24 protein-coding genes are annotated in these 24,616 nt (G+C 35.1%); 3 read left to right on the forward strand and 21 right to left on the reverse strand.

The window, feature by feature from the left end; genetic code table 11:
- The first annotated feature begins 7 nt into the window (after positions 1 to 7).
- Complete coding sequence (locus LB888_RS02925; RefSeq protein ID WP_078756639.1) at positions 8 to 814, forward strand: helix-turn-helix domain-containing protein; 807 nt, start codon at positions 8 to 10, stop codon at positions 812 to 814.
- A 173-nt stretch (positions 815 to 987) separates the two neighbouring features.
- On the opposite strand, the gene LB888_RS02930 is transcribed toward LB888_RS02925, so the two are convergent.
- The 17 genes from LB888_RS02930 to comGA all read right to left on the reverse strand — a co-directional run bounded on the left by LB888_RS02930 (position 988) and on the right by comGA (position 15,080).
- Positions 988 to 1,197: a hypothetical protein gene (locus LB888_RS02930; protein WP_318753552.1), complete on the reverse strand. Its 210-nt coding sequence runs from the start codon at positions 1,195 to 1,197 to the stop codon at positions 988 to 990.
- A gap of 43 nt (positions 1,198 to 1,240) precedes the next feature.
- Positions 1,241 to 1,534: an asparaginase domain-containing protein gene (locus LB888_RS02935; protein WP_318753553.1), complete on the reverse strand. Its 294-nt coding sequence runs from the start codon at positions 1,532 to 1,534 to the stop codon at positions 1,241 to 1,243.
- Positions 1,535 to 1,666: 132 nt separating this feature from the next.
- Positions 1,667 to 1,801 carry an asparaginase domain-containing protein gene (locus LB888_RS02940; protein WP_318753554.1) on the reverse strand — a complete coding sequence of 45 codons (135 nt, stop codon included), beginning with the start codon at positions 1,799 to 1,801 and terminating at the stop codon, positions 1,667 to 1,669.
- A 69-nt stretch (positions 1,802 to 1,870) separates the two neighbouring features.
- A complete protein-coding gene (locus tag LB888_RS02945) occupies positions 1,871 to 3,076 on the reverse strand; it encodes an LPXTG cell wall anchor domain-containing protein (RefSeq protein ID WP_318753555.1) in 1,206 nt (401 codons plus the stop codon).
- Positions 3,077 to 4,151: 1,075 nt separating this feature from the next.
- The gene (locus tag LB888_RS02950) at positions 4,152 to 5,144 is read right to left on the reverse strand and encodes a hypothetical protein (RefSeq protein ID WP_318753556.1); all 993 of its coding nucleotides are present in this window, start codon (positions 5,142 to 5,144) and stop codon (positions 4,152 to 4,154) included.
- Positions 5,145 to 5,163: 19 nt separating this feature from the next.
- On the reverse strand, positions 5,164 to 6,630 hold the full coding sequence (locus LB888_RS02955; RefSeq protein WP_318753557.1) for a DUF1538 domain-containing protein: 1,467 nt from the start codon (positions 6,628 to 6,630) through the stop codon (positions 5,164 to 5,166).
- A gap of 235 nt (positions 6,631 to 6,865) precedes the next feature.
- Positions 6,866 to 8,146 carry a serine hydrolase gene (locus tag LB888_RS02960; protein WP_318753558.1) on the reverse strand — a complete coding sequence of 427 codons (1,281 nt, stop codon included), beginning with the start codon at positions 8,144 to 8,146 and terminating at the stop codon, positions 6,866 to 6,868.
- Positions 8,147 to 8,574: 428 nt separating this feature from the next.
- Positions 8,575 to 9,024, reverse strand: coding sequence for a transcription antitermination factor NusB (nusB, locus tag LB888_RS02965; protein ID WP_234982918.1), 450 nt, complete (start codon positions 9,022 to 9,024; stop codon positions 8,575 to 8,577).
- Positions 9,014 to 9,445 (reverse strand): Asp23/Gls24 family envelope stress response protein, encoded by a 432-nt coding sequence (locus LB888_RS02970; RefSeq protein WP_159443868.1) that lies wholly within the window; start codon positions 9,443 to 9,445, stop codon positions 9,014 to 9,016. The genes nusB and LB888_RS02970 overlap by 11 nt, the downstream gene beginning before the upstream one ends.
- Before the next feature lie 60 nt (positions 9,446 to 9,505).
- Positions 9,506 to 10,567: an aminopeptidase P family protein gene (locus LB888_RS02975; RefSeq protein WP_318753559.1), complete on the reverse strand. Its 1,062-nt coding sequence runs from the start codon at positions 10,565 to 10,567 to the stop codon at positions 9,506 to 9,508.
- Positions 10,568 to 10,816: 249 nt separating this feature from the next.
- The gene (locus tag LB888_RS02980) at positions 10,817 to 11,575 is read right to left on the reverse strand and encodes a hypothetical protein (RefSeq protein WP_318753560.1); all 759 of its coding nucleotides are present in this window, start codon (positions 11,573 to 11,575) and stop codon (positions 10,817 to 10,819) included.
- Positions 11,565 to 11,990, reverse strand: coding sequence for a competence type IV pilus minor pilin ComGF (locus LB888_RS02985; RefSeq protein WP_318753561.1), 426 nt, complete (start codon positions 11,988 to 11,990; stop codon positions 11,565 to 11,567). Before LB888_RS02985 ends, LB888_RS02980 begins: the two co-directional genes overlap by 11 nt.
- Positions 11,962 to 12,294: a type II secretion system protein gene (locus LB888_RS02990; protein WP_143412045.1), complete on the reverse strand. Its 333-nt coding sequence runs from the start codon at positions 12,292 to 12,294 to the stop codon at positions 11,962 to 11,964. Before LB888_RS02990 ends, LB888_RS02985 begins: the two co-directional genes overlap by 29 nt.
- The gene (gene comGD, locus LB888_RS02995; RefSeq protein ID WP_311921078.1) at positions 12,275 to 12,688 is read right to left on the reverse strand and encodes a competence type IV pilus minor pilin ComGD; all 414 of its coding nucleotides are present in this window, start codon (positions 12,686 to 12,688) and stop codon (positions 12,275 to 12,277) included. The genes LB888_RS02990 and comGD overlap by 20 nt, the downstream gene beginning before the upstream one ends.
- Complete coding sequence (gene comGC, locus LB888_RS03000) at positions 12,678 to 13,022, reverse strand: competence type IV pilus major pilin ComGC (RefSeq protein WP_078755843.1); 345 nt, start codon at positions 13,020 to 13,022, stop codon at positions 12,678 to 12,680. The genes comGD and comGC overlap by 11 nt, the downstream gene beginning before the upstream one ends.
- 17 nt (positions 13,023 to 13,039) lie before the next feature.
- Positions 13,040 to 14,116, reverse strand: coding sequence for a competence type IV pilus assembly protein ComGB (gene comGB / locus LB888_RS03005; protein ID WP_318753562.1), 1,077 nt, complete (start codon positions 14,114 to 14,116; stop codon positions 13,040 to 13,042).
- Positions 14,070 to 15,080: a competence type IV pilus ATPase ComGA gene (gene comGA / locus LB888_RS03010; protein WP_276649385.1), complete on the reverse strand. Its 1,011-nt coding sequence runs from the start codon at positions 15,078 to 15,080 to the stop codon at positions 14,070 to 14,072. Before comGA ends, comGB begins: the two co-directional genes overlap by 47 nt.
- Before the next feature lie 255 nt (positions 15,081 to 15,335).
- Between comGA and LB888_RS03015 the strand changes: the two genes are divergently transcribed.
- On the forward strand, positions 15,336 to 15,551 hold the full coding sequence (locus LB888_RS03015; RefSeq protein ID WP_318753563.1) for a DNA-directed RNA polymerase subunit epsilon: 216 nt from the start codon (positions 15,336 to 15,338) through the stop codon (positions 15,549 to 15,551).
- Between the two features lies 1 nt (position 15,552).
- Positions 15,553 to 17,280, forward strand: a complete 1,728-nt coding sequence (rnjA, locus tag LB888_RS03020; protein WP_318753564.1) for a ribonuclease J1 — start codon at positions 15,553 to 15,555, stop codon at positions 17,278 to 17,280.
- 398 nt (positions 17,281 to 17,678) lie between these two features.
- Here the strand turns inward: rnjA and LB888_RS03025 are convergent, their stop codons facing one another.
- From LB888_RS03025 to LB888_RS03040, 4 genes are read right to left on the reverse strand one after another with little or no spacing between them, the layout of a single operon-like run.
- Positions 17,679 to 19,856 carry an alpha-galactosidase gene (locus LB888_RS03025; protein ID WP_318753565.1) on the reverse strand — a complete coding sequence of 726 codons (2,178 nt, stop codon included), beginning with the start codon at positions 19,854 to 19,856 and terminating at the stop codon, positions 17,679 to 17,681.
- Positions 19,857 to 19,866: 10 nt separating this feature from the next.
- The gene (locus LB888_RS03030; protein ID WP_318753566.1) at positions 19,867 to 22,848 is read right to left on the reverse strand and encodes a glycoside hydrolase family 2 TIM barrel-domain containing protein; all 2,982 of its coding nucleotides are present in this window, start codon (positions 22,846 to 22,848) and stop codon (positions 19,867 to 19,869) included.
- An 18-nt stretch (positions 22,849 to 22,866) separates the two neighbouring features.
- Positions 22,867 to 23,691 (reverse strand): carbohydrate ABC transporter permease, encoded by an 825-nt coding sequence (locus LB888_RS03035; protein ID WP_078755849.1) that lies wholly within the window; start codon positions 23,689 to 23,691, stop codon positions 22,867 to 22,869.
- The gene (locus LB888_RS03040; protein ID WP_078755850.1) at positions 23,681 to 24,556 is read right to left on the reverse strand and encodes a carbohydrate ABC transporter permease; all 876 of its coding nucleotides are present in this window, start codon (positions 24,554 to 24,556) and stop codon (positions 23,681 to 23,683) included. Before LB888_RS03040 ends, LB888_RS03035 begins: the two co-directional genes overlap by 11 nt.
- Positions 24,557 to 24,616: the final 60 nt, after the last annotated feature.

Here is a 24,616-nt window from a genome sequence, read left to right on the forward strand (position 1 = left end):
TGAATATATGTATATTTCCAATATAAATTCTTCTTCAATTAAAATCAGTCGAATTGAACATTATTTGTTACAAACTAAGGATAGTAAAGTATTACAGACAGAAGATAATTTGATGTTGATTTATGTCAAAAAAGGCCAAACTCATTTTGGAATTGATGACAAAGATTATCGTTGTCAAGAAAATGATATCTTAATTTTAAATCCGCAACAAAAAATATCGTTTGAAGTAGATAAAAATTCAGAAATCATCACAATTTTATTAACCGGTTTTGTCTTTACCTCTTCTGTCAATCTTGATTCTGTAGATGGTCACTTTTTAGTGCATAACCGTGGACGTACTTTACGTCATTATTTCGATTTATTATTACTTGAAAATGAATCAAAAAGTCGAGGTACTGACCAAATTATTAAACGCCTAGTAGAATGTATCATGATTTATGTGTTGCGTCATTCGGATATTTCAATTAAGGATAATGGCAAATTAGCAAAATCAAAAGATGTACAAGAAGTCCAAAATTATATCCGTGATCATTATTCGGAAAAAGTGACGCTAGAACAATTGGCAGAGGTGTCAGATATTAATAAATTTTACTTAATCCGTATTTTTAAACAAAATACTGGACTTTCGCCAATTGATTATTTGATTCATGTGCGTATCGAAGAAGCAGAAAAACTTTTAATTCATACTGACGAGCAAATAGCGGATATTTCAGCTAAAGTTGGCTTTAATTCACCGTCACATTTTACTAAAGCATTTAGAATGATTAATCATATTACGCCATCACAATTTAGAAAAAAACATCGTCATCCATAATTAAAAAACTCTTTGAATGATATCTCATTAAACTTAATAACTGTTTTCGCTTCATAAGCTCAGTTGTTTAATCGATTCATTCAAAGAGTCTTTAACTTGATTATACTATTGTTTTCTAACAATTAATACTGATAGGCCTGTCTTGAAAATAACTCGGGCAATGATGCTTCTCGTCAGCTATTTAAAATAACTAATAATTTGATTCTCGCTTTAACGCCGCTTAATCCTTGTGCAAAGACAATCCCCATTTGCTTTAATTGCTTGCCACCACCTTGATAATCGTATACATCTTCAGTGATGCTATTAAAAGCTCGAGATACCATGACAATTTTAACTCCTTTAGCTAATAAATTTTGAAGTTTCACCATTAATTGTGGTGGCAAATTACCCGCACCAAAACCTTCGATGACCAATCCATCATAATGGTCAAATATCTCCAGACCTTTCAGCCTCCATACCTAAGTACGCTTTAATGAGTCCCACTCTTTTCTCGATAGTTGTCGCTTGAGTCTTCGTCACATAAGTAGCTGCATGAATCTCTTCATTCATGACGACCTCAACACCATGTTGAGTTGTTTCCTCATCCATGGCAACGAAGATTGCACTGCATAAATTTGATAAACCATCCGAACCAATTTCATTACTAGAACGCATCGCTCCCGTCATCGTTAAAGGAATGGATGAGGCTGGGCAAAAACTTTTTAAATTCTGTTCAGGCATATCTATTTAATTCAGAGAGCAGTGGTTGAGTGGCATCATATTGATTTTGAATCTTCTGAACATAATGACTCAATTCTAATAAATGATCCACTGTTATATGGGGTGAAGGCAAATGAAAATAATCAACGATTGTTAATGTGCTAATTGTTTAAAATATTGACCTTGATTGGTTAAGGGATTTTCACTCGTAGGCGATACTTTACCGGTTATTTGGTCTTCGCTCATTGCAATCGTTCCGCCTGTGTTAATGATTAAAATTTTCTTCATGGTTACCTCTAATAAAAAATCATCTACCCTACTCAAAATATTCTTGAATAGCAAGTAGATGACATTGTATTATATTTTTTCTTTTTTATTAAAGACTACTAATAACAATCCCAGAACCAGTAGCGGTACCACTATCATCATAATAGCTCCTGATGTTTCACCCGTCAAAGGTAATTTGCGACGATTATTATCTTGATTAGGAACAACAGCTTGTAAGTCCTCAACAGTTGTTTGTCTAGTCGTAACTGTATTTTCAGTACTGTATTGCGATTGAGTCACCTCAGTAGTTTCAATGGATGTTGCCATCTCAGGAATCGTTGGTTGTTCATCAACGCTAGGTGATGTTGCTTCATGACTCATTTCAGTGACAGTATCGCTTTGCATATTCTCGTCCTGTACGGTAGTAGTTGTCATTGGCGCATTATCGGTTGTGGTATTTTCTTGAACAGTCTTTTCTCTATCCAAAGCAGTTTTAAGCTTATTTGTTAAGCGTCGATTATTTTCTTTCTCTTTTGGTGCTTCTGTTTTGGGAACGATATTTAAATGTAAATTATAAGGTGACTCTGTTAATGTAAAAGCACCTAAATAAATTGTATTACTCTCATCTAAAACGTCTCCGTTAACTCCTACTTTATAAGGCATGGTTGCCCAATATTCTTGATTTTTCAACGAAATCGTTAGGATTTCAGCCGTCATATTACTAGGCTGATTAACAACCCAGCCACTAATATCAGGCTGTTCAATTGTAACGGTCTCTATTACAGGGTCACTTGCATCACTAATAATCATTCCCGAATTGGTAACTACCCCTTCATGGAAGACAGCTGAATAACCTATGACATCATCATAAATAAAAGTCAAGGTTTGATTCACTAATCTAAGTGACGCAACAGGTAAAGCATATTGACCATCACCAAGGTCTATGTAGAGATGACTTGAAGATTTCAATATTGCTTGTAATTTTTCTAAATCACTTTGAAGAAAAATCGCATCATCTTTTTGATAAACTACTTCATCGGCAGTATTTTTAATAGTGATTTGATAAAACTGATCCGCTACTAAATAATCGGCGACTTGTGCCCCTATTAGCTCTTCTGGCACCTCAACCATCGTACTGACGGTGGTCGACTCTTCAGTTGTAACCGTCGTTTCGCTATTAGTTGTTTCGGTACTAGTTTCATGGCGTACCGTGGTTGTTTCATTTGCTTTTACTGATATGTTCGGAAGACACATTACTTGGAAAAGGCAAATTAATCCAATGACTAATTTTTTCATAATTTTATCCTCCTAAAGTTATTACATTTATTATAACATGTTTGACATATTTTAAACAATAAAGAAATAGTCGCAATGATTCGTCATACTTTTTCGGCGCGATGCTATTATCCTATATTAATGCCACTGACTGGCCAATATGCATAACTGCCTAGTAAGCCACTCACATAAAATAGTCTCTCTTCATAAGTGCGAGGTCTTCAATGGATGTAATATCAAAATATCGAAAATTATACTTAAGGTTCACCAAGATACATTCGTTGATTTAGGTTCTAAGGTAGCAATAAAATTAGGTGTTACCTTTACAATTTCAGCTAGCTCTTTAGCAATTATTTTTTAGTCTTTACTCATTCACGCATTGTGCTACATCCCGTTTTTATCTCTATTTCAAACCTAGCCTATCACTTATATTACTACTTTTCAAACACTACTTAACCCTTAACAATTCTTGCATTTATAATGAACCAATAATTATTAAGTCGAAAACATATTTTTAAGCACAAAGCTACAACTGAACCATCAGCTGTAGCCTTGTAATTTATGCATTATTTAGGAGTAATACTCTCTATTATTTCCTCAAATTGTCATTAACTTTATTCTCTGTATCTTCTACAATATCTTACAACTCTTCAAAATTTTCTTAGCATCATTAGCTAAACTTTCATTATTCTAGCAAGATTTCCCGTCTTATCTTCAGCTACTCATTGGTGATTATTGACCGTTTCATCTAAAACTTCTTTTGCTTTTCCAGCCAATTGATCTTTTTTAGCATCTAATTTCCCTTCTGACATCATTATCTACCTATCAAAATCAGTTACGGAGTGGACAACAAGTAGAAAATCAAATGATTTTCGTTTTGTCTGTCCACTCCCTGAAAAGTCGATTAAGTCTCAAACAAATCATTACAACACATATTGAGACCACTAACCACAGCACTATTAATTAAAGTGTTGGATTCAAACATAATTATTATAGTTTTTGCCCACACCTTAATATAAACAACGAATCTTTCTGACAAAATTAGTTTGTTCTTAATTTATGAATACTAAATAAAGAATACTTCCGTGTAAGTTGTTTAATTCTCCTGATACAAGCCATAAGCCGCATGTACTGGAATTGTTAAATAGACTCCTTTATGCGCTTCATTCATTTTAGCTGACGATAAAATATCATGATAGGCTGCTTCAATCTTTTTCGTCGTATCGATAGTAAAAAGAATTTTCTTTTGTGGATTCACTGTAATATTAAAAATCTTCTCCATCATTTCTGGTGAAACCGATCCATGACCTTTCAAGCTAGTTCCACCATTCATGCGATGTTTTTTCATAATCTTAATATACTCTTCTTCTAATTCTTCACTGACAATCGATATTAGAATTTCTCTCTCAGAATCGGTCTTTAATGGTGTTAATGAGCGATTACGTGAAAAATTATGGATATCAATACTCCATACGGACATACCTTTAGTTTGAGTGCATTGATATGATTTTTCCATCACAGTGAAAACATCTGGTACTTGATCACTTTCAACCACACTTAAAATAACATCTTTTTGTGGTGCAAATACTAGGCCCATCATTTGTTGACGTTCCAGAATACTCTCACCTTTTCCAGTAAAAATCGTTGCGCCTGCAGTTGAAACTTGATTAATTTTTTGCACAATTTCTGAGGCACGACCGTGTTTAAAACTTAATACCATTAATTGATAATCAGCCTCTGTCTCATTCCAATCATTATTTTCTAGCATGTAGTCACGACTTAATTGGAAACCAGTTTTTAAAACAAAAACAATTCCATGATTCGGTAAATCCATTTTAAACGTATTTACCAAAGACTTTAAGGCTGGAATTAACACACTTTCTCTTTCAAAAATCATCACAAAATCACGACGGTCATGACGAATAGATAATAGATTCAATAATGGTGAGCCAATTAATCCCGTTGCAGGACTAACCACTCCTCCATTTAATCCTAATTTAATCGCTTCATTAACAAAGCGGGCACCTTCATTATGGTTCAGAACCGCTATTGCTAATAAAACAGGATCTTCTTTAATCGTTTTAGTCATATATACATTACTCCTCAAATTATTCCTGTTGGTTTTGTTCAATCTTAAGATAAACCCAACCTAATATTTCTATAAATAAAATAGGCACCATGGCCACTACCGCAATCATACCGAAACCATCAATAATGGGATCAGAGACCGGACTAGCAATGGCGATTCCTTGAACATATGCAAAGATAAAGGTACCGGTCATTGGACCACTGGCTACTCCACCGGAATCAAACCCCATCCCCACAAATAATTTTGGCACTTTATGCGACAGCAATATAATTAGTAGAAAACCTGGTAATAAAATATGCCATAATCTCATAGAAGGATTTAAAATTCTTAAAACAGTTAAAGCAATCGCAACGCCTACTCCTGAAGAAATAAGCACTAATACTAAATTCTTTGAAATAGAGCCCCCGGTTTCATCTTCGATTTGGTTAATTAAAACATAAATGGCTGGTTCTGCTAATATCGCCATCACACCCAATATAAAGCCAATTAACACTAGAACCCACTGTGCTTGCGATTCATACAAAGCTCCGCCTAAATATTGACTTATAGGCATAAATCCTGCCGAAACACCAGTTAAAAACAGTACGAGACCAAACATTAAATAACCTAATCCAACCATAATATCTTTAAAGGTTTGAGGTGTTTGCTTTTCAATAAAATAGTGGTAAATAAGAAAAATAACTAATAAGGGAATAACTCCGACTACAATTTGACCAATACTAGATTTTAAGGATTCCCATACAATTAGGGCAATCGATTGGTCTAATGGTTCTTGTTCAATAAACTGGCCTGCTAAAGATTGTCTCGAAAACAAACCTAAAATCAACATTGCTAAAATCGGTCCAATGGAAGCAATCCCAACTAAACCAAAACTCATATCATCTTGTTCAATTTCTTCATTTGATAATGAAGAAATACCAGTACTTAATGCCAGTACGAAAGGAACCGTTAGAGCACCTGTCGTCGCTCCTGATGAGTCAAAGGCAAAAGTCACCATTGCTTCATCCACAAAAATAGCAAGAACAAAAATAAGTACATAAAAAATCGTCACTATTTTTGAAATATTCCAAGCATAAACAATTCTAAGCATCCCTAAAGCCAGCAAAAACGCCACACCTAAAGATACGACGACGACGACTAACATCTGACTTAAACTTTGATTGGACATTGTCGCTATTTGATCCCCTAATATTGTTAGAGAAGGTTCGGCAATCGAGACAATAAAGCCAATCAAAATTCCACCTGCAACTAGTAATTTGGTATTTCCTGTTTTAGTTAAACCATGTCCTAAAATATGTCCCATTCTGGAAATACTAATATCAACACCAAGTAAAAATATGGCTAATCCGAACAGCACTAATACGACACCAATAGCAAATAGTGTAAATTGTTTTTGCGTTAATGGGGTTAAAAACAAATGAATAATAACAACTAAAATTGCGATGGGGATTACTGCCATCATAACCTCTTTTAACTTCTGAAGCATTCACATTCCTCCTTTTTTAAAAAATTTACTAATAATATTATACCATCAATTTTATTCTATTCAAACAAACGGAAATATCCTTAAATACACACTGTTATAGATAATAGACTTTAACTGAGACTAAAATCGTAAATATCTATAGCAACATTTATTGACTCAAATGCTCTGCACCTTCATCGGTGTCTATCTTGATGGGCGCCATACAAATCCCATTCGCAATATATTCTACTCGGTGCTATTCAATTTCAATGAATAGTTCGCTTACTACTTTTCCTAGTTTATTCATCGCTTTCAATTGTTGTTCTTTTTGACCATCTTGTGATAAGAAAACTAAGATGAAGGCACATTTTGGCGTCTCAATAATGGCCGCATCATTTTGCACACCATAGTCTTCAAAATTCCCTGTTTTTCCGTAATAAGTAACGTCACTCGGCAGATTTCGCGCGAGCATTTGTCGATCTGTTTGCTGCTTTAAAACAGCTAACATTTTTTGTGAAGCTGACTTTGATACCAATTTTTCTTGATAAATATCTGCTAAAATTCGACCAACATCTTCTACCGTCACATAATTATCTTCCCCGGCTTTTAATGACTCAAGGTCAACCATCAACCGCTTTAATTGCACATCAGAATATCCCAGTTCCACAATTATGTTTTGAACTTTCTCTATACCACCTATTAAATTAATCAGAATATTAGTGGCGGTATTATCACTAATGATAATCATTTTCTCAGCTAAGGTTAATAAGGTTAATTCCGTACCATCTTGCATGTTTTGAATGTCCCCTGTTCCCGAGACCTTGTCTTCTGCTTTTAAGACATATTGTTCTGTTAAATCCATTTCCCCTTTTTCTACTTGCTCAAATAGCGCCGCAAGGACAAAAAGTTTAATGATACTAGCTGATCGCATCGGTTGATTATTTAAGATTAAAGGTTGTGAACTAGTCTTATGATCAAGCGCTTGGTAATAGAGACTATATTCTCCGTCTAATGAATAAATTAACGGATTAAAAATACCTTCTACTTTAATATTCGGTAACCATTGTTGTTTATTTTTGTTTTCGACAATTTTAGGTTTTTCTTCATGTGAGTCCCTAATAGTTGTTTGCGCTGATGTCGTTGTTGCTATTGATTCTTCCGATTGAGTAGCTTCTTCAATAGAATGCTTAACCTCCTCTTCTGATTCTGCTAATGCTTCAGACTGGTGACTTTCAACTTGAGACTGAGAATTTTCTGCTTTCTTTGGTTCACTTTCACTCAAGGATGACATGTTGTCAGACTTTATTGGGTCATGATTAGTTTCTTCTGTATTGCTCGATTTATTAACCACTGATTCACTGATAGAAGTTTGCTTCTCTGAAAATAATTGCTTTATAGGATTTTTCCCACTTGAATTCACTACTTGCATCGCCACTAATAGTACCGCAAGAAGCAATCCTGTCCCTAATAGAGGACTAAAGGACATTCGTAAATGTAACTTTTTTCGATTATGTTCTGATTTTTTATTCTGTTTCATTTTTCAATCCTCCTTGTAATACAATTATATGTAAATTAGGAAATGGTATTCAATTAGAAACCATTATCTCACACTATTTTCTTTCACTCATTTTTATCAGTTGATCGAACGGATTAAATAAGCACGATAGACTGTTAAAAATATAATGCCAAACGTGTTACCCTAACTCTTTGATAACCAAGGTAATTCGCAGTTTTATTTTAACAATCTTAGAAGACGTGTAGATTTCCCAGATGAATTTTGATCGCTAAGGTCAGTCGCACTCTTATTTTAACGGCCAGTGCTTCACTCTATTGAATAAAGTCAAAAAAAGAAAGATAGAACCATTAAAGTTGCTATCTTTCCTTTTATCTTCAATGTCTATTATTGTTTTACTATTCAACAGAGTGAGTCACCGCAAAGGTTGACGGCTTCAACTAAGCCAAACTCTATTCTGTCTCTATTTGTTTTAAATATTCAGATAACACACCACTAACAAAGCGACGCGATTTTTCATCACTGAATAATTTACTTAAGTCAATTGCCTCATTGACTGCCACTTTAGCTGGTACCGTTTCACGACTCACATACATTAATTCATATAGTGCGACTCTTAAGACTACTAAGTCAATCCGATTTAAACGATCAATTGTCCAATCAGATAAGTATTTTTCAATCGTTTGATCAATCTCATCACGATTTTCTTGGACCCCTTTGATTAACTCAAATAAGTATTGGTCTTCGACTTCGTCAAAACCCGCTTCTGGATCATTACCAGCTTCCAATGCAAATTCAGTTGCAACTTCTTCAGTTAAATAATCAGGCGCATCTACTAATTGAAATAAAATTTGGACCGCTTTTTCACGGACTTGGCGTCTTTTATTTAACTTATTCGTCAACTGTGTCACCATTTTCTTCGTCTAAATGAAATAATTCAGATCCTGTTGTTTCAGCTTCTACTGAAATGACATGGACATTCACTTCATCAATCACTAAATCCGTCATAAATAAAATTTGTTCTTTAACACTTTCTTGAACATTCATCGCTACATCAGGTACCGAATAACCATATTTTACACGAATATCAATATCGACGGCAATATGATTGTCTTGACGCTTAATCTTTGCACCTGTTTTTTCACGTTCTAAACTAAAGAAACTCCCTGAAACCTTTTGGAAAGATTGTTTACTAACATAAACACCAGCTACTTTTTTAGTTGCTTGAGCGGCAATAGTTTCCAATACCGATGTTGTAATGTTAATTTCACCCAATTGAGGGGTTCCGTGAGTATTCATTGAAGTATTTTCATGAGTTGTCATATGCTTTCCTCCTCTTTTACTTTCTGCTATCCCCATTTTAACGGATATACCATCGAAATGCTATAAAATTATCAAATTCTTAGGACTACGATTCAAACCATAGGCTCCATCTTCAGTGATAACCAAGTCATCTTCAATCCGAACACCGCCCAAACCTTCTACATATATTCCTGGTTCATTAGTAATCACTTGATTCACTAATAATGGTTGTTCATTACGGAAGTTTATACCTGGTTGTTCATGCACATCAAGCCCTAGTCCATGTCCGGTACTATGGCCAAATGCTGGTCCATATCCTTTTTCAGTAATATAATCGCGTGCTACGGCATCTAATTCTTTACCTGTCATCCCCGCTTTAGCTGCTCTATTGACACGTTCATGTGCTTCTAGGACGATATGATAAATTTCTTCCATTTTAGGATCGATATGTCCGACCGCAATCGTTCTAGTCATATCGGAACTATAGCCGTGATAGTAACAACCAAAGTCTAATGTTACCACATCACCCTCTTCAATTACTTTATCACTCGCGACTCCATGTGGCATGGCTGAACGTAATCCGCTGGCAACAATCGTATCAAATGACATCGCAGAAGCTCCTTTAGATTTTAAGAAACGCTCCAATTCATTAGCTACTTCAATTTCTGTTACACCTGGTTTGATGAAGGTTAAAATATGCTCGAATGCTTGGTCCGTTATTTCACAAGCTTCTTTGATGATTTTAATTTCATCTTCTGATTTTACTGAACGAATTGTTTCTAATAATAATTCTGTTTCAATCATCTCAGCGTCAAATAAATCTTTTAATTTCAAGTAAGTTGCGACATTCATTTCATCTGCTTCAATAGCAACTGATTGAATATTTTCTTGCTCAATAATTTCTGCAACAGCATTAAACGCACCGTTTTTATGGATAATAATTTCGAAGCCTTTTGCTTGTTCGGCTGCTTGAGTATTATAACGAAAGTCTGTAATAAAATATTGTTGGGTAGGAGTAACGAATACCACTCCTGCTGAACCAGTGAAATTAGCTAAGTAACGAACGTTTTTTAAATTCGTTACCAGCATACTTTCGGCATTGTATTTCGTTAATTCTTGTCTTAATTGTTCAACTCTAGACATCTGAACACCCCTCTAAATAATTTAATTATATTGTATCAAAGAATTAACTTTTTGTCGCTAATTAGATTATATCGGAATTCAATAACTTTTTGTATTGCTTAAAAAAGATGTGAATGAACAGAACAATTTCTGTTCACCCACACCCAAAAGTATAGAGTCATAAAAAGCATCATCATCGATCTATTTCACTATAGAATTTAAAAAGTGGTTTCACTTTTTTCGATGATAATGCTTTATTCAAGGATGGTATTATGGCGCTATCATTTCTTCCAATATTATCACTTCCGATAGTATTAAAAAGCCTACTTTTTCATTTAATTGTTGTTGTTGATAAAGCTGATGGCCAGCTTTATCATAAACCGTAACTTGTCGACCATCCGCATTGTTTTTGACCTTAACTTGTCCGATATTAAAGTCAAACTGGGTATAAGGCGCTGGTTGAATGTTCAGTTGTCCTTGAAAATTACGTCTCTTGTTAGATTGTTGCTCCCACCCTAGTTCACTCAAAGAATGCAACATTTCTTGCACTTGAGATTGAATAGGTGCTTCTTCAAACGCTTGAGGTAATTTATTAGGTAACACCACCCCTTCTACAAATAATTCATCTAATCCTCCATCATTTTCTATCTTTTGCATAGCATGTTCTTCAATATAGATTTGATGAGAAATAATATGGATTTGTGGCAGGTCTTGTTCTTCAACTTGAATCATTGTCAATTGTGAATGAAAGTTGGCTTCATCCATAACGACCCCGTGTCTAGGTAATAAATAAGTGGTTTGATGTTCGATTACTTCGTTTAACCGCTGAATTAATTGTTGACTACCATCCTTTTCTTTCAGGAAAGTATTACTAATCGTCAACATACTTTGTCCTTGATAGTAACCCGCAATATCTCGGTAACGCAATGATTGAATTTGGTTATAGTTCAATAAACTAATATAGGTTAAGTGAGATAAAAACATAAAGACTATCACAATGGGCAACGCCAATGCTTTATTATTCTTCATATTTTACTATTCCGAAAAATTTTTGTTGATTTTGATAGGTGACCATCACTTCAATGCAACTTCCCTTTTGATTTAGTTCCCATGATTGTACTTGATAAGCATAGGGATGATGTCCTGGCTTTTTATAAATTTTATTGTTTTCTAACACAATCTGATAATAGCCAGCCTCATTTTTCATCTTAATCGTATTATGCTTCACCTCTTCCACTTGATATTGTCGCAACTCTGCTTCCAATAATGATAAAAACTGGTGTCCATCGGCCGATAATTCTTGTGATTGAGCGAAACGAACCCTTTGATAACTGTTCATAATTTGATAGATACCATGCATCATTAGACTAATCACCATCAAACTAATTAATGCTTCAATCAAAATCATTCCTCGATTATTGTAAATTGAGCAATTGGACTTCATATTGATTGCCTCCATCAAATACAATTTGATAAACCCCATTATTGGCTTGCCATGTGACTCCTTCTTCATATAAAAGAGTGTAAGCCTCTATGCGCGTATCTAAATCCAACGATGTTTGTTGTTGCGACATTTGGATTAAATCATCAAATAGTTGCCATTGATTGGCAACTAACTTTAACTCCTCTAGTCGCTGTAATTCTCTATGATAAGCTGGTAAATACAACATCAACATTAAACTAAAGATAATAAAAGCAACCATACTATCAACTAAGGCGAATCCTTGATTATTCTGTTTGTACCACAAATTTACCACTTCCTAATTGAAAGACAATTTTAACATGGGGGCCTTCGTTAGTATATAATGTAACCGTTCGAAATTGATTGACTCGCCCATTTGCTAAATAGTCAAAAATAAAAGTTTGATTAAAATATAATGTTTCGGGTAGTTGCAGGTTGCGATCATTAAAGCGAACCTCCTGTCGGGATTGATCAAAGGTTACCGTATAACGTTTATTATGAAAGAGTGCTTTCTGCTGGGTATAATTCAATTGTGCGACTAATTGATCCACAAACAGACGATTTTCAATTTGATTAGCTATTTGACGATGAGGGATTTTTATCATAAGTAATATTAGAAAGCTAATAATAATTAAATGAATCAACATCTCAACTAAAGTAAACCCCCTATTATTGTCCACTGTCACTACTAATCGGAACGGTAATAACGGTGTCTGGACTTAAACCTAATAAACGTTCTGCTTCATCAGCTTGTTTTTGTGTCAAATAACCTTCACTAACTAATAGCGTTAAGGTCGCATCATCACTCTTTTCAACTAACTGATAGGTATTCACTTGTGTCTCCACAATTTCAGCAATATTTTCAGTTGCTTGGGTCTCAATCCGCTCTTTTTGTCCGGAAACATTTGGAATAATAATCGCCATCAATAATCCAACGATAATTAAGACAATTAACATTTCCAAAAGCGTAAATCCCTTGCGATTGCTGAAATGTTTGATAATTTTTCTTTTCATTTTTCCACCTCTTTCTTTTATAAACCTTCCATTGTTAAGATTGGCAACATCATCATCAAATACATTCCCATTACTAAAAGCGCAATCAAAACAAATAAAATAGGTTGCAAATAATTAATTTTTTTGGCGACATCTTCCATTAATTCTGTCACTAATTTATTTGAAAACAGTAGACACTTCGTGGATAGTTGACTGGTCAATTCACCTTGATACACAATCATCCCTAATTCCGGTTGAAATAGTCTTAAAGCGTCTAAACTATCACTTAGCGCTTCTCCTTTCTTTAAATTTTCTGTTAAATAGGCCGCCACTTCTGTTAAAAAAGGATCAATCGGATATTGTACAATAAAATCAAAAGTCTGCTGTAAAGAAAAACCTCCTTCTAAAAAATAACCTAAATTTTGGGCCACTTTATATGTACAATAATATCGAATCCATTTATTTAACAGAGGAATTTTTAGTAGTATCTTATAACGATGCATCGCACTTTTTCGGAGTAAATAGACATCAATAAAAAAATATCCCAAAATACTAATAGCAAATAGACTGATTAATATTTGAGGTAAATAGGAAAAAAATAAAACTAATAAACGAATAAGTGGCGTGGTTTGATAAACTTCAACTGAAATAAAACTAAGAATATGGGGAAGTAGAAATATTCTCATGCCTAATAATAACGCAATTAAAAAGACAAACATAACGATCGGATAAGTCAATGTCTTTACTATTTTTTGACGATAATCAGCTTGAAGCTTTAAAGACTCCGAACATTTTTGTAAAGCCGGATAAAACCGTCCCTGTTTTTGTCCATAAAAAATTTGCGCGACAATATCCAAAGAAAATCCAATTTGTCTAAGTCCTCTTTCTAGTCCTGCACCTTGTTCTAGTGATTGCACTATAATTTTAATCAGCTCTCGATATTGAGGCATCAGTAATTCCATAAAGACTAGCGCTTGATTTAATGAAAATCCTTCTGATAATAACTCAAATAAATTTTGTAAAAAGAGTGCCTGGTCCTTGGTTTTCACTTTTTTAGGTAAAGGACGTTTAAACCACTTCAAACTGATGGTAGCTTTTACTGGTGATGTATCCATATGACCATGCCTTTCTTAAATAATCATTAATCTCTGGAAAACTCGCCTCCCCTTGTGATAAAACCTCTTGCAATGTTGAACCAGCTAACACCTCAAAAATAGCGGCTCGCCCTCCTAATTTGGGCTTAAGGACAGATGTACAAGGCACCAATCGTTGGGAAATAACCCCGATTAAAGTTTGACGAATTTGTTCATTACTGACTGATAATTCTTGTAATCGACCAATCACGCCTAAAGTATTTTTTGCGTGAATCGTCGCAATCATTAAGTGGCCCGTTAATGCTCCTCTAATTACCATTCTGGCGGTTATCTCATCACGAATTTCACCAATTAACAAAACATCAGGATGATGACGTAAAGAAGCTTTAATTAAGACATCATAATCTATATCCGCTCTTAAATTGACTTCTGTTTGTAAAAAGGTCTCTTCGATAATCTCGACAGGGTCCTCCATGGTAATCACTTGCAGTGGTTCTTCTTTCATTCGCTCACGTAGTAATTGATAAATAGTCGTTGTTTTTCCTGAACCGACAGGCCCAGAAAATAATAACAATCCACTTTTTCTTCTCACTAATTGTCTTAGGTGTGCTAGTTCATTCGGAAAATAAGTCATCAGTGCTTGTTGATGATGCGTTACTTGTCGAATTAAACGAATCACCAGTGATTCCCATAAGTTCACATTGGTGATGGTCGATAAACGCAATTCTACTGCACCACCTGCTAGCTGATAATGAATCGAACCAGACTGTGGCTTACGCTTCTCACCTACATCCAAATTAGCTAAAAATTTAAAATAACTAATTAATTTACGGCCCCAAACTTCACTTTCATCTCTTTGAAATACCATTTCACCATTTACTCTAAAATAAATGGCATACACTTGATGTCTTGGCAATATATGAATGTCGGATGTATTTTCAGTTAATGCTTCTTCAATCATTATTTTCGCTTGTTGTTCAATCATTTCTTACCACCTCTTTGACCGGTCATCATTAAATACGCAAAATATTATCAAACACTTTTTAAGTAAGCCTTTTATTAAATTAAAGTTTCTATACTTAATCCACTTTGTGTGATAAAATATTGATAGCATAGCCCGTTTAAACAGTTTTGACCATTAAGTTCGTGTTCTTATGCGATCAATTCGCAATAAAATTTCATTGCAATGCACGTTTTGAAAACTTTTAAACCCAGTAATAAAAAATAAAAGGAGATTCATATGATTTTTAAAGCAACATACCAAGAAACTAAAAACCAAGTTCCATTAAGAGAGAACACTAAATCACTTTATATCGAAGCAGATAATATTGTGGAAGCTCGCGCTAAATTTGATAAGAATACACCATACAATATTGAATATTTACAGGAGTTATCAGAAGCTCATTTAGAATATGAGCGCGAACATAATCCTGATTTCAAAATAATGGAGTTTTAGAATGTCTACGACACTTAAAAATAACGAAACAGGCATTTTTGCTCTAGGTGGATTAGGCGAAGTTGGAAAAAATATGTATGGTGTCCAATTTCAAGATGAGATTATCCTACTAGACTGCGGTGTGATGTTTCCGGAAGATGAATTATTGGGAATTGATTATGTCATTCCTGATTTTCAATATATTTTACAAAATAATCATAAAGTATCGGCATTAATTATTTCCCATGGTCACGAAGACCATATCGGAGGCGTTCCTTATTTGTTACAACAAATAAATGTTCCTATTTATGCCGGTAAATTAGCCAGTGCATTAATCCGTAACAAATTACAAGAACGCGGTTTGTTGAAAGATGCGAATATCACTGAAATTGACGAAAATACCGTTTTACGCTTTAGAAAAACGACCGTTAGTTTTTACCTGACAACCCATAGTATTCCCGAAGCATATGGCGTAGTAGTTAAGACACCTCCTGGCAATATTGTCTTTACAGGGGATTATAAATTTGACTTTACTCCTGTTGGCAAACCAGCCGATTTGCATCGCATGGCTCGCATCGGTGAAGAAGGAGTTTTAGTGTTATTAGGTGATTCCACTAACGCAGAAATCCCAACTTTCACTAAATCAGAAAAAATTGTGGGTCAATCAATTAAAAATATTATCCAAGGAGTTCAAGGACGAGTCATCTTCGCTACTTTTGCTTCGAATGTTTCACGACTTCAACAAGTAGTCGAAGTCGCCAAAGAAACTGATCGTAAAATCGCAGTCTTTGGACGTAGTATGGAATCGGCGATTAAAACGGGGCGCGAATTAGGCTATATCGAAACGGACGGACAAGATCTTTTCGTTGATGGTCGAAACATTGATTCCGTAGACGGTAATAAACTGATTATATTATGTACCGGATCTCAAGGTGAGCCGATGGCTGCTTTAAGTCGTATTGCTAATGGTACCCATCGTCAAATTTCGATTCAGCCGGAAGATACAGTAATTTTTTCTAGTTCACCTATTCCAGGCAATACCATCAGTGTCAATCGTGTCATTAACCGTTTAACTGAATTAGGTGCCAATGTGATCCATGGTAAAATTAATAATATTCATACCTCAGGACATGGTGGGCAACAAGAACAACTGTTAATGTTACGTCTAATGAAACCTAAATATTTCATGCCGGTCCATGGTGAATATCGCATGCAAAGTATTCAAGCAGAATTAGCACAAGAAACCGGTATTCCAAAAGAAAACTGTTTTATTTTAGCCAATGGTGATATGCTAGCTGTTACTCAAAATAGTGCTCGTGTGGCGGGTAATTTTCAAGCACAAGATGTTTACGTTGATGGTAGTGGTATTGGTGATATCGGAAGTATCGTCCTACGTGATCGTCATACCTTGTCAGAAGATGGTTTAATCATCGTCACTGCGACAATTGACTATCAAAACCATGCGTTAATTAGTGGTCCTGATATTATGTCTCGTGGCTTTATTTATATGCGTGAATCCATTGATTTAATCAATGAAATGCAAAATCAATTACGTTCAGCCATTAATCGTGGATTAAACGAAAATGGTGCTGTGGTAACTGAAAAAATGATTCGCGATGTGATTTTTGATACGATTTATCCTCTCATTCACGAGAAAACGGAACGTAAACCAATGGTCTTACCAATCTTATTAGACATTAATAAAGGTGTCCGTAAACGGGTAACTTCTAATAATCAGTCACAAAATTAATCATTTTAGCTAAACGCTTTGAAAGATATTTAATAAAATAGACTCCCCTTAAAAATAGACTCCCCTTAAAAGTAGCTACCAAAAATGGATACTACTTTTAAGGGGTTTTTTATATGCACGTGAGTGGTAACGGATAACTATCTATGCTCTTTAAGAGTCATTTTATCTCTTATAAAGAGGCTGAGCATCAACTTGATACACTTGGTAGAGTGAGTGCTCGATAATTAACAGCGCAGGGGGAGGACAGACGAAGCGAAAATTTTTCGATTTTCTACTTCTTGCCCAATCCCTAAACATTTTAGCAAAGTAATAAATTTTTATACTGCTTAACTTATTGGTCAATTGTTCGAAATATAAAAGCGGACAAAAACTCGTCCGCTTCTTATTACGATTAGTAACTATTTTATTCTTTTAAAGACCCATTGTTGACTCACAAAATCTCCAGGAGGAAAATTCAATGAAATCCCCGCATACATTAATTCTGCACCAGAATAAATAATGTGTTCTTTTCCGACTAATTGATAATCAGCATTTAATTCTAAGTGTTTCAGTTTAACAACGGGTTCCATTTTCTCCATGGTTGACAATACTTTAACAACTGTTAATACAACTGTTTCATCATTATAATGTTGAACAGCTGTATAGTTTTGTGGTTGATTGCTTGAATCTAAAGGATTCATTAGACGTACTTGTTTCCCCAATTGAATAACGGGGCGAATTGTTTTATAGGTTGCCACTTGTTGGCTCACTTTCATTAATTGCGCTTCGGTCATAGAGGTAATATCTAATTCATAACCTAGATTCCCCATCATCGCTACATGCCCTCTCGTATTCAAGCTAGTCATACGCTTCATTTGATGGTTAGGTGCAGCTGAGACATGCGCCCCCATATGAATAGCCGGAAACAGCATCGAGGATCCATATTGAATATTTAAGCGTTCAATCGCATCGGTATTATCACTGGTCCACGTCTGGTCAAAGTATGCCATCATGCCTAAATCATTGCGGCCACCACCACCTGAACAAGACTCAAAAAGAATATTAGGATATTTATTCGTTAAATAAGATGCTAACTCATATAATCCTAAAACATACTGATGCGACTGCTTCATCGTATCTAAATAAGTGGAGCCATTTCCAACATCTGAAATATTACGATTGCTATCCCATTTTATATAATCAATCTTATGATTAGCGAGTAGTTCATCAAAGGTCGCTTTCAAATACGATACTACTTCAGGATTTGCTAAATTTAATACTAATTGGCTTCTTGAATATGTATGACTGCGTCCTGGAACTTGAATAACCCAATCAGGATGCTGACGGTATAAATCCGAATCTTCAGATATCATCTCCGGTTCAATCCAAAGTCCAAATTGAAGCCCCAAATCATGAACATAATCTATTAATTCCGATAGCTCTCCCCCAAGTTTCTCGGTATTGACGACCCAATCACCTAATGAACTGAGGTCATTTTGCCGCTTACCAAACCATCCATCGTCTAAAACAAACAATTCTATACCCACTTCAGCTGCTTGTTTGGCAATGGCTTTTAATTTTTTAGAATTGAAATCAAAGTAAGTCGCTTCCCAATTATTGATTAAGATAGGACGCAATTGATATTGGTGCGGTTGCGGTAAAATTTGCGCTTGTATAAATTGATGACTCAATTGTGTTAGTGCATTTAGACCTTGATAAGTATGCTGATAAATCACGAAAGGTGTATCAAAACTCGCTCCCGGTGCTAAATCATAACTAAATTGTGTTTCGTTAATCCCTATCCCTAATCGCAACTCGCCTAATTGATTGGTTTGCGCAAATGCTTCAAAATTTCCACTATACATTAATTGTAAACTTAAAGCTTCACCATATTCTTCTTGCGTTAGATGATCTAATAAAATTAACGCGGGTGTTTGACCATGACCAGATGATCCTCTAATAGAGCCGATTTCTATTAAACCTTGCTGAAGTGGTTGTCGAACAACTTTACGTTCCATGCCATAATACCCTTGTAAGGTCATTAAATCATATTGGCCATTTGGTAAATCAATCATAGCACTAAGTAATTTATGCACATTAACCGTTTCATCACCGATGTTTTCGATTTTGGTAAACTGTCCGATAGTAGAATACTCCGGATACGTGACATAGTAAAGATGCAATCGGAGACCAGCCACTTCATCGATTAACTGTAAATGTAAAATTTCACTTTCAGCCGTTAAACGCGGCATCGGTAAACCTTTAGGCCCGTCAAATTCCTTTAAAACTTCTGCTGATTCAAATTTAAAATCCGTCACTTGATTTTGATGATGTTGGATAATAACAGATGGTTGACGAAAATCACTACGACCTAATTGCCCTACGACGTGACGCTGGGTATCAGGCGAATAAGTACGGTCATCAGTATAAGGGCCACCCGAAAACGCATGGTCTTTTTCAATTAAGGGATTCGATTGACGATACTCGTCAATCGCTCCTCCAAGATGTTTCACCGTCACATAACCATGATGTACGCCAAGTATTAATGAAAACTGACCAGCAATAATATTAAATAATTGGTCTTGTACTTTAATCAATGGTTTAACCTCATTTCACAAATAAATTAAACTTAAATTCAAAATCATCATCTAAGCGATAATGCTCGAATAATTCTGGTCCACAAGCATTCGTCCCAATACCAGATTGTTGTGGATCTAGTTGGAGATAAGTCATATCCTCCAATAATAATTTATCACGATGCATCACTTCTGTTAATTGTTTAATTGAATAATGAGAAGCATTAAAATGCATGCCGTTCACAGAATGAACCGTCAATGATTGTTGACCATTCGTTAGCACGAGTTGGTTAATACTTCGATTACCATTTTCTTGTGGTGTAACATAAGGTTCATACATCTCTGTTACCGTCGTCGTAAAGTTCCCTTTATAGGATGCATGGTGTTTGTCACGATAGTTTTCTTCCGGTCCATAACCATGATAGTTGACTTTTTCGAAGCTCGCTAGTAACGGCAAGGTCATACCTAAGCGAGGTAAAAATGGAATCACTGGATTTTTAGCCACTTTTCCTGCCACTTCAATCAAACCATTGGCAAAGATAGTATACTCAAGGGTCATCTCCAAGAAGTTTTGTCTTGCGACAGCATGCATGACCGCATCAAAGGACACTTTTACTTGATCATCTGCTTGCGTAATATGCGTCTCATGTACTCTTGTTTGATGACGATTAAAATTGGCTTGTAGCCATTCGCGCTTAATGTTACGATCATTATCAGTCGGTGCACGCCAGATACTCCACTCTCCCGGTTGATTTAAAAGTGTTTGTTCATTCACTTTTAATTGCTCAATCGCTGCGTTTGCTTTACTTAATACGACCTCACCAAAAGCAGTTGTAATGGACACGGTTGCATTCGTTTCCGCATAAGTAATATTGGTGGAAGATTCTGGTAATTCTAAAGTTAACTCAAATTCATTGACTTCAACCCAATCAAAACCAACAAAATTATCCGATAAATCGTGATAAACAAAACGGATAATGCTAATTGTGGTTAAATCCGTCAATGTGTCCTTTAAATCAACTGTCAAACTGGCTTGTGGTGCAATATCTAGCCTTGGTAATTCGTGAGTTGCCACTATTGCTCCTGTTAAATCCGCTACTTCTAAAGTCACTTTAAAACGGTCTTTTGCATTAACAAAATCGAGACGATTTTTAAACGTAAACTGCTTTGCATTTAAATCAAGGTCTTCTAACAAGAAAGGTTTAAATAAGTTTTGGTGTTCTTTTACCAGGACATGCGGTGTTCGATCCGGATACATTAAACCGTCCATACAGAAATTACCTGCATGCGGATATTCACCAAAATCGCCACCATAACGATAAACCGGTGTTTTATCAGGTTCAAAACGATTCAGATTGACCGCATGGTCAGCCCATTCCCAAACATAAAGACCGACAAATTCTGGGTATTGGTAGAATAACTCATAATATTCCGTCAAATCCCCCGAACTATTCCCCATAGCATGGGCGTATTCACATAACATAAACGCTTTTTCAATATTTTCAATGTCTAAATAATATTCTTTAATTTCCGTAGGTGAAGCATACATACGACTCCAACTATCAAAATATTGAGTATCATATTCTTTACTGCGGTCATAGTACCAATACGCTTCATAATGCAATGGACGAGAAGGATCTAACTGACGTGCATGTTTTAACATCGCTTCAATATTAGGACCATAACCGGTCTCATTACCAGCTGACCACATTACAATGGAACTATTATTAAAGTATGGGATAATCGAAGCATCCATCCGGTCGACAAAAGCTCTTTCAAAGGCTGGATCTTCTGGTAAAACATTGTAATTATCATTACCACCCATTCCATATAGGTCTACCACCCCATGACCTTCTAAGTCCGCTTCACTCATAACATATAACCCAATTAGGTCTGTCAATTCATAAAATTGGCCATTTTTTGGATAATGGGCTGTTCTTAAAGCATTAAATCCATATTGTTTAATTAGCGTTAAATCTTTCCATTGATCATCAAGTGTCACGGTCGCTCCAGTGTTTGCATTCGTATCATGATGATTAACCCCTATTAATTTTACCGAACGATTATTCACATAAAATTGATTATTTTTCATTTCTACTAAGCGAATTCCTACTAATTGTTGAATATGTTCACTGCCTACGGATAACAATAAGCGGTATAATTGAGGTTCTTCCGCATTCCATAAAACTGGATTCATCACTTCAATCGTAAAATCACTGTCTGATGTCGTTCCCTCATGGACCACCTCATTATTCGGTGCTAATAATTGGTACTTAACGTCTAAATTTTCGCATGTTTTGTTAAGCTCAACGGATAAAGTAGCTAATGATAAATCATCATTGAAACTTTGACGAACAAAGAAACTTTCTACTCGGTCAACCTCACGCTCTAAGACATACACATCACGGAAAATGCCACTATAACGGAATTTATCTTGATCCTCAAGATACGTCGCATCCGACCATTTTAACACTAACACATGCAATGTATTTTCGCCATCTTGAAGAAATTGCGTAATGTCAAATTCTGAACTGGCATGAGAAATTTGGCTATAACCTACAAATTGATGATTGACCCAAACATAATAAGCAGAATCGACCCCTTCAAAGGTTAATTGATATTCTTTTTGTTCTTTTTTATTGATTTTAAAATGACGACGATATAAACCAGCCGGATTTTCAAATGGGACATAAGGCGGATCAAACGGAATCGGATATTCAGTATTGGTATACATGATTTGGTCATAGCCATATAATTGCCAACAACTTGGTACAGGAATTTGGTCATAACTTAAATCAGTATCGTCTTCCCAATATGCTTTCTCAATTCGATTGACACTCGTAAAGTATTTAAAATCCCAATCGCCATTTAAATTATGGAAGTACTCACTTTTCGTACGATCGGTTAAGGTCTCAAACAATTCATCTGTATGGAATGGGACATAATAATTTTTCCTAGGCAAAGTATTTACATGAAATACCTCTAAATTTTCAAAATAATTAGGTAATAACACTTTTTTCTTCATCCTTTCTTATTTAACAGCACCTAACATACCCGCTACAAAATATTTCTGTAATACAAAGAAGATAATTAATGTCGGGATGGTGGCGATTAAAATCGCAATCATCATTAAGCCATAGTCCGGTGCATAACTTGATCCTAAATTAGATAATAGTAACGGTACTGTACGCATTTCATTAGTTTGTAAAGTAACCAATGGCCATAAGTAATTATTCCAAGCATTCATAAAAGTAATAATCGCTGCTGCTGCGTAGGTATTTTTCATCGTCGGCATGTAAATTCTAAAGAATAAACCAATTTCAGATAAACCGTCAATCCGCCCAGCTTCTAACAATTCTTGTTGGAACATTTTAGTATTTTGACGGAAATAAAAGATTAAGAACGCAGTTGCAATATAAGGTAAATAAGCTGATGCATAAGTATTGAATCCAATCATAGGATTAATGGTTGATAAACGGCCAAAGAATTTAAATAATGGAATCATTAAGGCGGCAAATGGAATCATCATTGACATCAAAATAATATTAAAGACAATATCCGTCCATTTGGAACGATAGACTTCAAAAGCATACCCGGCAATAGAACTGATTATTAATGCTAAAACAGTTTGTGAGACAGCAATAATGGCAGAGTTTTTTAAAGCCGTAACCATATCTGTTTGCTCAAACACGTTTTTCAAATTGTTTAATAATTCTTTTCCTGGCAATAAAGAGCCGCTCGTTACATCGACACTGGCATTCGTCGCTGAAATAATCATGAAGTAAAACGGAAAGACAAATACAATCGACATCATCAATAAAAAGATATATATAAAAATATTATTTTTATTTTTCATCGCGATTACCTACTTTCAATTGAATAATAGAGAATATAATGACTAAAATAACTATCGCATAAGAAACCGCAGCGGCATAGCCAAAGTCTGGTGTATACTTAAACGAAAGATTATAGATATATTGTGAGATGGTCATCGTTGCATTACCCGGTCCACCTTGAGTAATGTTCATTGGTTCATCGAATAATTGCAAGGTCCCAATCGTTGAGGTAATTGATGTAAATAAAATAACTGGTTTTAATAATGGCAACGTAATTTTAAAGAACTTATCAATAGGTGACGCACCATCTACATCCGCCGCTTCATAAATTTGGTCATCAATATTCTGTAAAGCGGAAAGGAAGAAAATCATATTATAACCTGTCCAACGCCAAGTAATAGCAATAATAATGACCACCTTTGCCCAAAATGGATGTGATAACCACATTATTGGCTTATCCAAAACATTGATTGCCATTAGTATTTGGTTTAAAACACCATTATTTGCGAAAATATATTTAAATATTAAAGAATACGCAACTAATGAAGTGACAGACGGCAAGAACACAATCGTTCTAAAAATCCCTTTGAACTTCAACGTTTTATTATTTAATAAAACCGAGAAGAAAATAGCTAGAACAACCATAATCGGCACTTGGAAAATCAAGAATATTAAGGTGTTTTTTAAAGATTGAATAAAGACTGGATCAGATAATAAACGCTTATAGTTAGTTAATCCTACAAAAGATAAATTCGCACCTTTTCCAGACTGCAATGACATGATAAAGGCTGATAGCATTGGATAAAAATAGAATAAAATGATTAAGGCCACTGGTGCAGCAATAAAAGCCCAACCTAATAATTTTCGTCTTTGAAAGACATTCATAATTCTCACTCCTATTTATAAAGGCTGTAGAAGTTTGTCATTCTACAGCCCTTAATTTAT

Source organism: Globicatella sp. PHS-GS-PNBC-21-1553 (genome assembly GCF_033564055.1).
GTDB lineage: Bacteria > Bacillota > Bacilli > Lactobacillales > Aerococcaceae > Globicatella > Globicatella sulfidifaciens.

Excerpts from the sequence above, each read along its gene's own strand:
- LB888_RS02925 (WP_078756639.1), top strand. The coding sequence starts at position 8 with ATGTATATTTCCAATATAAATTCTTCTTCAATTAAAATCAGTCGAATT.
- LB888_RS02935 (WP_318753553.1), bottom strand. The coding sequence starts at position 1,534 with ATGCCTGAACAGAATTTAAAAAGTTTTTGCCCAGCCTCATCCATTCCT.
- LB888_RS02940 (WP_318753554.1), bottom strand. The coding sequence starts at position 1,801 with ATGAAGAAAATTTTAATCATTAACACAGGCGGAACGATTGCAATGAGC.
- LB888_RS02945 (WP_318753555.1), bottom strand. The coding sequence starts at position 3,076 with ATGAAAAAATTAGTCATTGGATTAATTTGCCTTTTCCAAGTAATGTGT.
- LB888_RS02950 (WP_318753556.1), bottom strand. The coding sequence starts at position 5,144 with ATGACTAAAACGATTAAAGAAGATCCTGTTTTATTAGCAATAGCGGTT.
- LB888_RS02955 (WP_318753557.1), bottom strand. The coding sequence starts at position 6,630 with ATGCTTCAGAAGTTAAAAGAGGTTATGATGGCAGTAATCCCCATCGCA.
- LB888_RS02960 (WP_318753558.1), bottom strand. The coding sequence starts at position 8,146 with ATGAAACAGAATAAAAAATCAGAACATAATCGAAAAAAGTTACATTTA.
- LB888_RS02970 (WP_159443868.1), bottom strand. The coding sequence starts at position 9,445 with ATGACAACTCATGAAAATACTTCAATGAATACTCACGGAACCCCTCAA.
- LB888_RS02975 (WP_318753559.1), bottom strand. The coding sequence starts at position 10,567 with ATGTCTAGAGTTGAACAATTAAGACAAGAATTAACGAAATACAATGCC.
- LB888_RS02980 (WP_318753560.1), bottom strand. The coding sequence starts at position 11,575 with ATGAAGAATAATAAAGCATTGGCGTTGCCCATTGTGATAGTCTTTATG.
- LB888_RS02985 (WP_318753561.1), bottom strand. The coding sequence starts at position 11,990 with ATGAAGTCCAATTGCTCAATTTACAATAATCGAGGAATGATTTTGATT.
- comGC (WP_078755843.1), bottom strand. The coding sequence starts at position 13,022 with ATGAAAAGAAAAATTATCAAACATTTCAGCAATCGCAAGGGATTTACG.
- comGB (WP_318753562.1), bottom strand. The coding sequence starts at position 14,116 with ATGGATACATCACCAGTAAAAGCTACCATCAGTTTGAAGTGGTTTAAA.
- comGA (WP_276649385.1), bottom strand. The coding sequence starts at position 15,080 with ATGATTGAACAACAAGCGAAAATAATGATTGAAGAAGCATTAACTGAA.
- LB888_RS03015 (WP_318753563.1), top strand. The coding sequence starts at position 15,336 with ATGATTTTTAAAGCAACATACCAAGAAACTAAAAACCAAGTTCCATTA.
- rnjA (WP_318753564.1), top strand. The coding sequence starts at position 15,553 with ATGTCTACGACACTTAAAAATAACGAAACAGGCATTTTTGCTCTAGGT.
- LB888_RS03035 (WP_078755849.1), bottom strand. The coding sequence starts at position 23,691 with ATGAAAAATAAAAATAATATTTTTATATATATCTTTTTATTGATGATG.
- LB888_RS03040 (WP_078755850.1), bottom strand. The coding sequence starts at position 24,556 with ATGAATGTCTTTCAAAGACGAAAATTATTAGGTTGGGCTTTTATTGCT.